This is a genomic window from Plantibacter sp. LMC-P-059a (genome assembly GCF_030209505.1).
Taxonomy (GTDB): domain Bacteria; phylum Actinomycetota; class Actinomycetes; order Actinomycetales; family Microbacteriaceae; genus Plantibacter.
Genome location: NZ_JARVRZ010000004.1, coordinates 201,064 through 213,254 on the forward strand (window position 1 = coordinate 201,064; position 12,191 = coordinate 213,254).

7 protein-coding genes are annotated in these 12,191 nt (G+C 71.4%); 6 read left to right on the forward strand and 1 reads right to left on the reverse strand.

Annotated features, from left to right (window positions below):
- The first annotated feature begins 51 nt into the window (after positions 1-51).
- From QRN27_RS10545 to QRN27_RS10570, 6 genes are all read left to right on the forward strand, one after another.
- Positions 52-2,529, forward strand: a complete 2,478-nt coding sequence (locus tag QRN27_RS10545) for a beta-glucosidase family protein (protein ID WP_285042198.1) — start codon at positions 52-54, stop codon at positions 2,527-2,529.
- On the forward strand, positions 2,526-5,354 hold the full coding sequence (locus QRN27_RS10550; RefSeq protein WP_285042199.1) for a family 78 glycoside hydrolase catalytic domain: 2,829 nt from the start codon (positions 2,526-2,528) through the stop codon (positions 5,352-5,354). Before QRN27_RS10545 ends, QRN27_RS10550 begins: the two co-directional genes overlap by 4 nt.
- A 120-nt stretch (positions 5,355-5,474) precedes the next feature.
- Positions 5,475-7,217 carry a DUF5605 domain-containing protein gene (locus tag QRN27_RS10555; RefSeq protein WP_285042200.1) on the forward strand — a complete coding sequence of 581 codons (1,743 nt, stop codon included), beginning with the start codon at positions 5,475-5,477 and terminating at the stop codon, positions 7,215-7,217.
- Between the two features lie 390 nt (positions 7,218-7,607).
- A complete protein-coding gene (locus QRN27_RS10560) occupies positions 7,608-7,958 on the forward strand; it encodes a hypothetical protein (RefSeq protein ID WP_285042201.1) in 351 nt (116 codons plus the stop codon).
- 25 nt (positions 7,959-7,983) lie between these two features.
- The gene (locus QRN27_RS10565) at positions 7,984-9,615 is read left to right on the forward strand and encodes a beta-N-acetylhexosaminidase (RefSeq protein WP_285042202.1); all 1,632 of its coding nucleotides are present in this window, start codon (positions 7,984-7,986) and stop codon (positions 9,613-9,615) included.
- Positions 9,616-9,773: 158 nt separating this feature from the next.
- Complete coding sequence (locus QRN27_RS10570; RefSeq protein WP_285042203.1) at positions 9,774-10,517, forward strand: dienelactone hydrolase family protein; 744 nt, start codon at positions 9,774-9,776, stop codon at positions 10,515-10,517.
- Positions 10,518-10,614: 97 nt separating this feature from the next.
- On the opposite strand, the gene QRN27_RS10575 is transcribed toward QRN27_RS10570, so the two are convergent.
- Positions 10,615-12,006, reverse strand: coding sequence for a glycine--tRNA ligase (locus QRN27_RS10575; protein ID WP_056009877.1), 1,392 nt, complete (start codon positions 12,004-12,006; stop codon positions 10,615-10,617).
- Positions 12,007-12,191: the final 185 nt, after the last annotated feature.

The window sequence follows — 12,191 nt, forward strand, 5'->3', positions numbered from 1 at the left end:
ATCCGGTCCCTGAGCTTGTCGAAGGGCCACCCCAGAACGGACCCACATCGCATGACCATCACCACTCCCCGGCACGCCGCCGCCACGAAGCCCGTCGACACCGACGCGATCGACGCCCTCGTCGCCCGCCTGGACCTCGAGGAGAAGGTCGCGCTCGCCTCGGGTGCCGACTTCTGGACGACGGTGCCGCTCGAGAAGATCGGCCTGCGCGCCATGGTCCTGTCCGACGGGCCGGCCGGCGTCCGTGGGCCGGTGTGGGACGAGCGCTCGCCCTCGATCAACCTCCCGTCGGCCACCGCGCTGGCGTCGTCCTGGGACCCGTCGTTCGCCTACCGCTACGGTGCGGTCGCTGCGGCGGAGGCCCGCCGGAAGGGCGTCGACGTCGTCCTCGGCCCGACCATCAACCTCCACCGCTCGCCCCTCGGCGGCCGGCACTTCGAGGCCTTCAGCGAGGACCCGGAGCTCACCGGTTCGCTCGCCGCCGCCTACGTCAGCGGGCTGCAGGACAACGGGGTCGCCGCGACCCCCAAGCACTACGTCGCGAACGACTCCGAGACCGACCGGTTCACCGTCGACGTGCGGGCCAGTGAGCGCGCCCTCCGCGAGCTCTACCTCGCGCCGTTCGAGCGCACCGTCACCGAGGCCGGCACCTGGGCGATCATGAGTGCCTACAACTCCGTCGACGGCGTCACGATGAGCGAGAACGACCTCCTCGAGACGCCGCTCAACTCGGAGTGGGGCTTCGACGGCGTCGTCGTCAGCGACTGGACCGGCGTGCGGAGCCTCGGTTCCGCGCCGGCCTCGCAGGACCTCGCGATGCCCGGCCCAGCCCCCGCGTGGAGTGACGCCCTCGTCGCCGCCGTGCGGGACGGCCGGGTCGAGGAGGCCGCCGTCGATCGCAAGGTCGCCCGACTCCTCGCGCTCGCGGTGCGGGTCGGCGCGCTCGGCGAGGAGGCGCTCGCCCCTGCCCCGGTCGACGGCGTCGCCTTCTCCCGGGAGGCCGAGACCGAGGGCGTGGTGCTGCTCACCAACGACGGCAGCCTGCCGCTCGACGCCGCCTCCCTCAGCCGGGTCGCCGTCATCGGGCACAACGCCCGCGACTCCCGCACCCAGGGCGGCGGCAGCGCGACGGTGCTCCCCGAGCACACGGTCAGCCCGCTCGAGGGCCTGACGCTCGCCCTCCCCGACGCGACGATCGACTACGCCGTCGGGGCCATCGTGCAGGAGGGCGTCGCCGAGCTGCCGCTCGACCGCCTCACCAACCCGCGCACCGGCCAGCCCGGGCTGCTCGCCTCCTTCGTCGATGCGGAGGGGACCGAGCTCTTCGCCGAGGACCGCCGCTCCACCGCGCTCGTCTGGTTCGGCGGCGACGCCCCGATCGGCACCGCGGCGCAGCTCGTGCTCACGACCACGTACACCCCGGAGACCTCCGAGCAGCTCAAGCTCGGCTTCGCCACGGGACTCCACGGCCGCCTCTTCGTCGACGGCGTCCTCCTCGTCGACGAGCAGCCCGTCATCGTGGGCAACGACCTCGGTGCGGCACTCCTCGCTCCGCCCTCGGCGACCGGTGCCTTCTCCGCGCAGGCCGAGGTGCCGGTCGAGATCCGAGCCGAGTTCGACCTCACCCCGAGCGAGAACGGCCTCGGGGCGATCAGCGTGACCGTCGGTCGCGCCCCCGACGACTCCGACCCCGACGCCCTCATCGCACAGGCCGTCGAGGCGGCGCGGACCGCGGACGTCGCGGTGGTCGTCGTCGGCACCAACGCGAAGGTCGAGTCCGAGGGCTGGGACCGCAGCGACCTCTCCCTGCCCGGCCGCCAGGACGAGCTCGTGCGCGCGGTCGCCGCGGTGAACCCGCGCACGGTCGTGGTCGTGAACTCCGGCGCCCCCGTCCTGCTCCCCTGGAGCGACGACGTCGCCGCCGTCGTCCTCGGGTGGTTCGGCGGCCAGGAGATGGGCAACGCCCTCGCCGACGTCCTCCTCGGTGTCGCGGAACCGGGAGGGCGCCTGAGCACGACCTGGGCCGCGTCACTCGACGACGTCCCCGTCCTCGACGTCACGCCGGTGGACGGTGTGCTCCGCTACGAGGAGGGCATCCACATCGGGTACCGGGCGTGGCTGCGTTCCGGCGCCCAGCCCGCGTTCTGGTTCGGTCACGGCCTCGGCTACACGAGCTGGACCATCGACGAAGGCACCGTCTCCGGTGCGGTGGACGCCGGGACCGCCCGCCTCGCCGGCACCGCGACGAACACCGGCGAGCGCGCCGGCAAGCACATCGTCCAGGTGTACGCGGAGCGCGCCGACTCCGCGGTCGACCGCCCGGTGCGCTGGCTGGTCGGATCCGCCGTGGTCCGTGCGGAGGCCGGCGAGACCGTCTCCTGGGAGGTCCCGTTGCCCGCGCGGGTGTTCGCGCACTGGGCCGACGGCTGGCAGGTCGAGGCCGGGGACGTCACGCTCCGCATCGGTTCCTCGGTGGTCGACCTCGTCCACGAGACGGTCGTTCCGATCGCCACGGGGACCGTCCGATGACGGCCGCGGCGACCGGCGCGCGGATCGCGCGGCTGCGGGCGGAGGCCCGCGACGACAGCCCAGCGGTCGCGACGCCGACCCCGCGGCTGAGCTGGACCGTCGAGACGCCTGGCACCGACTGGGTGCAGGCCTGGGCCGAGCTGCGCGACGATACCGGCGCGACCGCCCGGGTGGAGGGTCGCGAGTCGGTCCTCGTCTCCTGGCCGTTCGAGCCGCTGGCACCGGACACCATCCGAACCCTCGAGGTCCGCGCTGGTTCGACGAGCGGGGAGGAGACCCCGTGGAGCGCACCGCTCTCCGTCGAGGCCGCGTTCCTCGCGGACGGCGCCTGGGCCGCCGGCTTCATCGGGCTGGCCGCACCGGAACGACCCGCTCAGCCCATGCGCGTCCGTCGATCGTTCACCGTCGACCGACCCGTCCGTCGTGCCCGCCTGTACTGGACCGCACTCGGGGCGGCCGAACCGCAACTGAACGGCACCCTCGTCTCGGCCGACGTCCTCTCCCCCGGCTGGACCGCCTACGGTGACCGGCTCGTGCACGAGACGGTCGACGTCACCGGGCTCATCGAGCCGGGCGAGAACGTCGTCGCAGCGACCGTCGCGGGTGCCTGGTACACCGAACGGTACGGCTTCTTCCAGTTCGCGAAGCGGATCTACGGGGAGCAGCCGCTCGTCGCCGCCCAGCTGCAGCTCGACTACGCCGACGGCACCTCCGCGACCATCGTCACCGACGACAGCTGGTCGGCCGCGGACGGCGCGGACCTCGTCGACAGCGGGATCTACGCCGGTGAGGCGATCGACACGACGCTCGCCGAACCCGGCTGGGCCACCACGGGCTTCGACGCGTCCGGGTGGTCCGCCGCCCTGGTCGACGACGCAGCGCACCCCGTGCCGGAGGCCCGCATCGCCGCGCCCGTCCGCCGCATCGAGGAACGCGCGGTGGCCGAGGTGCTCACGGCGCCGTCCGGCGCGACCATCCTCGACTTCGGCCAGAACCTCGTCGGCCGACTCCGCATCACGGTCTCCGGTCCGCGCGGGACGGTCCTCACCCTCCGGCACGCCGAGGTCCTCGACGAGGGCGAGCTCGCCCTCCGACCGCTCCGCAACGCCGCGGCCACCGACCACCTCACCCTCTCGGGCGACGGTGAGCAGACCATCGAGCCCCGCTTCACCTTCCACGGCTTCCGGTACGCGCAGATCGACGGCTGGCCGGGCGACCTGGACCCGGCGTCCGTCACCGCGGTCGTCCTCCACAGCGACCTCACGCGCACCGGCTGGTTCTCGTCGTCGCACGAGCTGCTCGACCGTCTGCACGAGAACGTCGTCTGGGGCATGCGCGGGAACTTCCTCAGCATCCCCACCGACTGCCCGCAGCGCGACGAGCGCCTGGGCTGGACGGGCGACCTCCAGGTCTTCGCGCCCACCGCGAGCTTCCTCTTCGACAGCTCCGCCTTCCTCGACTCCTGGCTGCGCGACCTCGCGCTCGAGCAGGGGCACGCGGACGGCGTCGTCCCGATGGTCGTGCCGGCGGCGCTCTCCGGGTTCGCCGGCGGTGGCCCGACCGCCGCGTGGGGTGACGCCGCGACCGTCGTCCCGTGGGTGCTCCACGAACGCTACGGCGACGTCGGTGTGCTCCGGGAGCAGTACGCGTCCATGCGGTCGTGGGTCGAGGCCGTCCTCCGGGTCAGCACCGACGGGCTCTGGTCGAACACCTTCCAACTCGGCGACTGGCTCGACCCGAGCGCGCCGCCGGACCAGCCCGCGAAGGCCCGGGTCGACTCCGACATCGTCGCGAGCGCCTACCACGCGAGGTCGTTGCGGATCCTGTCCGACACCGCGGCCCTCCTCGGTGAGACGGCGGACGCCGAGCACTACGGCGCCCTGGCCGACCGGAGCCGCGCCGCCTTCGCCGCCGAGTACGTGACGCCGGCCGGTCGCATGATGTCCGACGCACCGACGGCGTACGCCCTCGCCCTCCGGTTCGACCTCGTCGACGACCCCGAGGTGCGGCAGCGGCTCGCCGACCGGCTCGCCGACCTCGTGCGCGCCGACGGCTACCGCATCGGCACGGGCTTCGTCGGGACACCGCTCATCACCGACGCCCTGACCGACGGCGGTCACCTCCGTGCCGCCGGCCGCCTCATGCTGCAGACCGAGAACCCGTCGTGGCTGTCGCCCGTCACGAAGGGCGCGACCACGGTCTGGGAACGCTGGGACAGCCTGCTGGAGGACGGCTCGGTGAACCCCGGCGAAATGACCTCCTTCAACCACTACGCCCTGGGTGCCGTCGCCGACTGGCTGCACCGCACGGTCGCGGGGCTCGCTCCCGCAGCTCCCGGCTATCGGGAGCTGCGCATCGCCCCGCAGCCGATCGACGGGCTCGACCACGCCGAAGCTCGACACCTCACCCCGTACGGACCGGCGTCCGTCGCCTGGCGCCGCGAGGGCTCGTCGCTCGTGGTCACGGCGGAGGTCCCGCCGAACACGACCGCGACGGTCGAGCTGCCCGGCGCACCGGTGGAGACGGTGGGCTCAGGCCGGCACGAGTGGGCGGTGCCGGTGGTCGAGACGGCCGCGGTCGACGACACCGTCGAACTCGACCTCGAATCGCCGCTCTCGGAGATCATCGACCGACCGGCCGCCTACGAAGCACTCCTGGCGTCCGTAGCCCGGCACGACCAGGGCAAGGCCGACGAGATCCGACGGGGCACGCAGTGGAGCCGCGGTCGGACCGTCCGGCAGCTCCTCATGTTCACGCCGCCGACCATGCTCGACGACGTCGCGGCTGCCCTGGCCGCCGCGTCAGCCGCGGGGGTTGCGCGATAAACGCCACTCGGCTGTTTCACGTGCAACACTCGCACCGCCAGCACCACCCGTATCGACAGCACCACCACTCGCACCACCGTTCACCCACCGCCGACCCGTTCGGCTGATCACTGGAGATCCATGTTCGACCGCAGCTCAGCTTTCGGAGACGTCCTCACCAGCCCGGCCGGCCGAGCCGTCCTGGAGGTGTTCCTGCCCGGGATCGCGGCATCGCCGATGGCGAAGCAGTTCACGAGCATCCGCCTCGGCCAGCTCTCGGCGATCGTCCCCGAACTCGCAGACGACGAGGCGAAGGAACGCCTGTGGGCCGCGTTGGCCGAGGTCGACGACGGCCCGGAGGCCCGCGCCCCCTACGGTCAGGCGATCGAGCCGGACACCGGGTACGAGGGCGAGGAGGTCGAACGCGGCTCGGCGGTCGTGACCGTGCCGGGCACCGTCCCGCAGTACGGCGTCGTCGAGGTCCGCCTCGACGGTCCGTCGCACGGCAACCCGTTCGTCGACGTCGAGCTCGGCGCGACGTTCACGAACGGCTCGCGTGAGTTCACCGTCGGCGGCTTCTACGATGGCGACGGCCGGTACCTCGTTCGGCTGCTCGCCGAGGAGCCGGGCGAGTGGACGTTCACCACGACCTCGACCGCGCGATCGCTCGACGGGATCACCGGGATGGTGACGGTCGGCGCCGCCGAACCGGGTCAGCACGGTCCGGTCCGGGTGGACGGGTTCCACTTCGCGCACGCCGACGGCACCCGGCACCGCCCGCTCGGGACGACCGCGTACGCCTGGACGCACCAGACCGAGGACCTGCAGGAGGCGACGCTCGCCGCCCTGACTGATGCGCCGTTCACGAAGATCCGCATGTGCGTGTTCCCGAAGTCGTACCTCTACAACGCGAACGAACCCACGTCGTTCCCCTTCGTCGGTTCACTGGCCGAGGGCTTCGACGTCGAGCGGTTCGACCCGGCGTACTGGGCCAATCTGGAGCACCGCATCGCCCAGCTCGGGGCACTCGGCATCGAGGCTGATCTCATCCTCTTCCACGCCTACGACCGGTGGGGCTTCGCCGACCTCGGCCCGGCCGTCGACGAGCGGTACCTCCGCTACGCGGTCCGCCGACTCGCCGCCTTCGCCAACGTGTGGTGGTCCATGGCCAATGAATACGACCTGCTGTGGGCGAAGACGACCGAGGACTGGGAGCGCTTGGCCGCGGTGGTCGGCGACGAGGACCCGCACGGGCACCTCAACTCGATCCACAACTGCCAGGGCTTCTACGACTACACGAAGCCGTGGATCACGCACTGCAGCGTGCAGCGGGTGGACGTGTACCGCACCGCCGAGAACACCGACCTTTGGCGGCAGCAGTGGGGCAAGCCGATCGTCATCGACGAGTGCGCTTACGAGGGCGACATCGACCAGGGCTGGGGCAACATCACCGGCGAGGAGATGGTGCGGCGGTTCTGGGAGGGCGCGATCCGCGGCGGCTACGTCGGTCACGGGGAGACGTACCTCAACGAGCGCGAGGAGCTGTTCTGGTCGAAGGGCGGACCGCTCATCGGCTCGAGCCCGGACCGCATCGCCTTCCTCGAGCGCATCTCGGCTGAGTCCCCGACGGGCGTGCTCGACCCGCTCCCCGGCGACTGGGACGTGCCGTGGGGTGGGGTCGCCGGGCGCTACGTGATCGGGTACTTCGGGTTCAACCGTCCGCGGTTCCGGAACGTCTTCCTTCCGGAAGGCGAGTTCCACGTCGACGTGCTCGACACCTGGAACATGACCGTGGAGACGCTGCCCGGCACGTTCTCCGGGACCGTCCGGGTCGACCTCCCCGGCCGGCAGTTCATGGCGGTGCGCCTCCGCCGCGTGGAGTGACCCCCGGTCGCTGAGCCGCCCCGCCCCTTCCTTCGGTCACTGAGCCGCCCCTTCGGTCACTGAGCCTGTCGAAGTGCCACTCCCGCCCACCTAGCCGCCCCTCCTCCGGTCACTGAGCCTGTCGAAGTGCGCCTCCCCGGTCGCCGAGCCGCCCCTCCTCCGGTCACTGAGCTTGTCGAAGTGCACCTCCCCGGTCGCCGAGCCGCCCCTCCTCCGGTCACTGAGCCTGTCGAAGTGCACCTCCCCGGTCGCCGAGCCGCCCCTCCTCCGGTCGCTGAGCCTGTCGAAGTGCCCCCGTTGACAGGTTTGTTCGGACCACTTACAGTTGTCGGGCATTCGCGCAACCCACGTTGCGGCATGCGCAACCGCTCGACGACTGGAGTGCGACCCATGGACGACGGAACCGGCACCATCCTGCTGCGCAGCGTCCTCCGCGGAACGGCGCTCACCGCCCTGTTGCCGAGCTGGGTGACCGGTGGCGGGGGCGACGCGGTCCTCGACCGCCTGCGCGACGACGCCGTGGTCGCCGAGCTCGAGCGCTCCTTCGCCGAACCGCCGGTCGCCGAACGCATCGACTGGTCGACCGTCCGGATCGCCCAGGTCTCGCACCCCGATCTGCATGAGCTCGTCGGTCGCAGCATCGCCGACCTCGCGGCCGAAGCCGGCCAGACGCCGCTCACCGTCGTCTCGGATACGCTGATCGCCGACCGCCTCACCACCCTCGTCGACACCCGCGGCTGAGCCCGTCCACCCCAGGAGACCACCGATGCTGCCACTGCCAACGACCGTCCAGCAGCACGACGGCGCGTTCACGCTCCGCGACACGACCGGCCTCGGCGGGGACCGCCGCTTCACGGCGGCGAGCCGCTGGTTGCGCGAGGTCCTGCAGGCATCGACGGGCTACGACCTGGACGCCCGCATCGATCTGCGGACCGACAGCATCGCGTTCATCCACGAGGACGGCCTGGCCGCCGGCGGCTACCGTCTGACGGTGAGCGAGGAGGGTGTGCGGATCGTCGCGTCCGACCCGTCCGGCGCCTTCTCCGGAGCGGTGACCCTCACCCAGCTCCTGCCGCCCGCCGTCAACCGCCGGGCGCTCGTGCCGGGCGTCGACTGGACCGTCCCGGCCACGACGATCGAGGACGCACCCCGCTTCGGCTGGCGCGGGGTCATGCTCGACGTCGCCCGGCACTTCCTGCCGAAGGCCGACGTCCTCCGCTTCATCGACCTCGCCGCGCGACACAAGCTGAACGTCCTCCACTTCCACCTCACCGACGACCAGGGGTGGCGCATCCAGATCGACGCCTTCCCGAAGCTCACCGAGGTGGGCGGTTGGCGCACGGAGAGCCAGCACGGTGCCGCGCGGCACGCACCTGGCGACGGTCGACCGCACGGCGGCTTCTACACGAAGGACGATCTCCGCGAGATCGTCGCCTACGCCGCAGCCCGCTCGATCACGGTCGTCCCCGAGGTCGATCTGCCCGGCCACGCACGAGCCATCATCGCCGCCTACCCGGAACTCGCCGTGCCCGACGTCGCCCAGGACCCCGACGAGCCGTCGGTGTGGACGCGCTGGGGCATCAACGAGGCGATCCTCGACATGGGCGAGGCGACCGTCGACTTCTTCCGCACGGTGTTCGACGAGGTGATGGAGCTGTTCCCCTCCACCTTCATCGGCGTCGGCGGCGACGAGGCGAAGAAGGCCCGCTGGGCGGCGAGCCCGCGCACGCAGGCCCTCATGGACGAGCGCGGGCTCGCCTCCGTCGAGGAGCTGCAGGCCTGCTTCATCCGCCAGCTCGAGACGCACCTGTCCGCCGCCGGCCGGCGGCTCTACGGCTGGGACGAGATCCTCGAGGGCGGCGGGCTGCCGAAGGACGCGACCGTCGCCTCGTGGCGTGGTGAGTTCGGTGCGGTCGTGGCCGCGCGCCAGGGCTACGACGTCATCGCCTGCCCGGACGACCGCGTGTACCTCGACTACCGCGAGTCCGACGACCCGCGCGAACCCATCCCGGTCGGTCCGCCACTCACCGTCGCCGAGGTCTACACCTTCGAGCCCGTGCCCGCGGAGCTGACGGAAGCGGAGGGCGCGCACGTCATCGGGGTGCAGGCGAACATCTGGACCGAGCACATGGACTCGGCGCGGGTCATCGACTATCAGGCGTATCCGCGCCTCTGCGCCCTCGCCGAGGTGGCGTGGGTCGGGCGCGACCGGGACCTCGCGGGGTTCGAGGAGCGTCTCGGGCAGCACCTGGCCCGACTCGACGCGCTCGGGGTCGAGTACCGGCGGGCGTCGGGTCCACTGCCGTGGCAGGAGCGTCCCGACGCCGAGGGACGGCCGTCGACCCGCGAGCAGCGCGCCGCCCTCGTCGAGGAGCTCACGAAGGACATCCGCGCCTAGGGCCCCGTCCCTCGGTCCCTGAGCCTGCACCCCGGTCCCCGAGCCAGCACCCCGGTCCCCGAGCCTGCACCTCGGTCCCTGAGCCTGTCGAAGGGCGCCCGCTGTCCACCCAGCGCAACCCCCAGGTGTCGCGGAGGGTCGGCTGGAACACTGGCGACATGACCACCATCACGCTGACCAAGGGCGTCACCGCCTACCGCGCCGATCCGCCGAAGGGCGTCGACCTCCGCGGCGGGCTCGTCCTCATCCACGAGATCTGGGGGCTCGTCCCGCACATCATCGACGTCGCCGACCGCTTCGCCGCGGAAGGCTACATCGTGGTCGCACCCGACATCCTGAGCGGTGCCGGCGTCACGCCCGAGATCGGTACGGAGCTGCAGGAGCTCGTCTTCAGCGGCGACGAGGCGACCCGCACGGCCGCGCAGCCGCGGTTCCGCGAGGCGCTGTCGGTGGCGAAGTCGCCGGAGTACGCCGAGGAGGCACTCGGGTACCTCGGCAAGGCCGTCGACGTCCTGTTCGACGAGGACGGTGTCGACGGGCGCGTCGCCGTGGTCGGGTTCTGCTTCGGTGGCGGGTACAGCTTCGCGCTCGCGGCCGCCGACCGCCGCATCCGTGCCGCCGTCCCGTTCTACGGGTACCCGCCGGAGCCCGAGGCCGTCACGTCGATCGCCTGCCCGGTGCTCGCGTTCTACGGCGACCAGGACGAGGACCTCATGAAGAGCCTCCCCGACCTCACGACCACCATGGAGGACGCCCGCGTCGAGTTCACGGCCACCGTCTACCCCGAGGCCGGACACGCGTTCTTCAACGACACGAACACGATCACCTACCGCGAGGACGCGGCCGCCGACGCCTGGGTCAAGACCCTCGCGTTCCTCGACACCTCGCTCGGCAACGCCTAGCCCCGAGCGATCCGCTTCCGTTCGCCCATTCTTGGGCGAAGCAACGCCCGCTCGCCCAAACATGGGCGAGCGGGCGTTCGTGTGGAGCGGTGGAGGCCTACGCGCCCTTGAGGCGCGTGGCGAGGTAGGCGTAGAGCTCGTCGATCGCGACGCGCTCCTGCTGCATGCTGTCGCGGTCGCGGACCGTCACCGCGTTGTCCTCGAGGGAGTCGAAGTCGACCGTGACGCAGAACGGCGTACCGATCTCGTCCTGACGGCGGTAGCGGCGACCGATGGCCCCCGAGTCGTCGAAGTCGATGTTCCAGGAGCCGCGCAGCTCGTCGCCGATCTGGCGGGCGAGCGGCGAGAGCGCCTCGTTGCGGGACAGCGGCAGCACGGCGACCTTCACGGGCGCGAGGCGCGGGTCGAGGTGCAGCACGGTGCGCTTCTCGATCTTGCCCTTGGCGTTCGGCGGCAGCTCCTGCTCCTCGTAGGCGTCGACGAGGAAGGCCATGAGCGCACGGGTCAGGCCGAACGACGGCTCGATGACGTACGGGATGTACCGCTCGTTCTTCGCCTGGTCGAAGTAGCTGAGGTCCTTGCCGGAGCTCTCGGCGTGCACCTTGAGGTCGTAGTCGGTGCGGTTCGCGACGCCCATGAGCTCGCCCCACTCGCTGCCGGCGAAGCCGAACTTGTACTCGATGTCGACGGTGCGCTTCGAGTAGTGTGCGAGCTTCTCCTGCGGGTGCTCGAACCAACGGATGTTGTCGGGCGTCATGCCGAGGTCGATGAACCACGCCCAGCAGAGGTCCATCCACGTCTGCTGCCACTCGTCGTCCGTGCCGGGCTCGACGAAGAACTCGATCTCCATCTGCTCGAACTCACGCGTCCGGAAGATGAAGTTGCCGGGGGTGATCTCGTTGCGGAACGCCTTGCCGATCTGGCCGATGCCGAACGGCGGCTTCTTGCGCGCCGTCTGCAGCACGTTCGAGAAGTTGGTGAAGATACCCTGCGCGGTCTCCGGGCGCAGGTAGTGCAGCCCGGACTCGTCGTCGACGACACCGAGGAAGGTCTTCAGCAGACCGGACATCTGACGGATCTCGGTCCACTGGCCGATCTTCGACGGGTGCTCGGGGTCGGGGATGTCGGCGAGGCCGTTCTCCGGCGGGTGGCCGTGCTCGGCCTCGTACGCCTCGAAGAGGTGGTCGGCCCGGTAGCGCTTGTGGGTGATGAGCGACTCGGTCAGCGGGTCGCTGAAGACCTTGACGTGGCCGGACGCCTCCCAGACGGCGGTGGGGAGGATGACGGCGGAGTCGAGACCCACCATGTCGCCGCGGCCGCGCACGAAGGCGTTCCACCACTGCTTCTTGATGTTCTCCTTGAGCTCCACGCCGAGGGGCCCGTAGTCCCACGCCGATCGGGTTCCGCCGTAGATGTCGCCGGAGGGGAAGACGAACCCTCGGTGCTGCGCCAGGGTGACGACGGAATCGAGTCGGGACTGCTCTGCCATGTGGACCTCTCCATGCCGCGGATCGCGGCGGTGCCTTCGGTGCTGACGCCTGGCTGGCGCCCGCTCCCGGAACCCTCCAATCCTACGGGCGCGTCGCTGAGCACCACCAAACCGGGCACGAGCGGGGGCGCCCCATAGTGCAGCGGCCGGCACGTCCGCCGTGAAGCCGCCCGGCGGACTCGCCA

Excerpts from the sequence above, each read along its gene's own strand:
- QRN27_RS10545 (WP_285042198.1), top strand. The coding sequence starts at position 52 with ATGACCATCACCACTCCCCGGCACGCCGCCGCCACGAAGCCCGTCGAC.
- QRN27_RS10550 (WP_285042199.1), top strand. The coding sequence starts at position 2,526 with ATGACGGCCGCGGCGACCGGCGCGCGGATCGCGCGGCTGCGGGCGGAG.
- QRN27_RS10555 (WP_285042200.1), top strand. The coding sequence starts at position 5,475 with ATGTTCGACCGCAGCTCAGCTTTCGGAGACGTCCTCACCAGCCCGGCC.
- QRN27_RS10560 (WP_285042201.1), top strand. The coding sequence starts at position 7,608 with ATGGACGACGGAACCGGCACCATCCTGCTGCGCAGCGTCCTCCGCGGA.
- QRN27_RS10565 (WP_285042202.1), top strand. The coding sequence starts at position 7,984 with ATGCTGCCACTGCCAACGACCGTCCAGCAGCACGACGGCGCGTTCACG.
- QRN27_RS10570 (WP_285042203.1), top strand. The coding sequence starts at position 9,774 with ATGACCACCATCACGCTGACCAAGGGCGTCACCGCCTACCGCGCCGAT.
- QRN27_RS10575 (WP_056009877.1), bottom strand. The coding sequence starts at position 12,006 with ATGGCAGAGCAGTCCCGACTCGATTCCGTCGTCACCCTGGCGCAGCAC.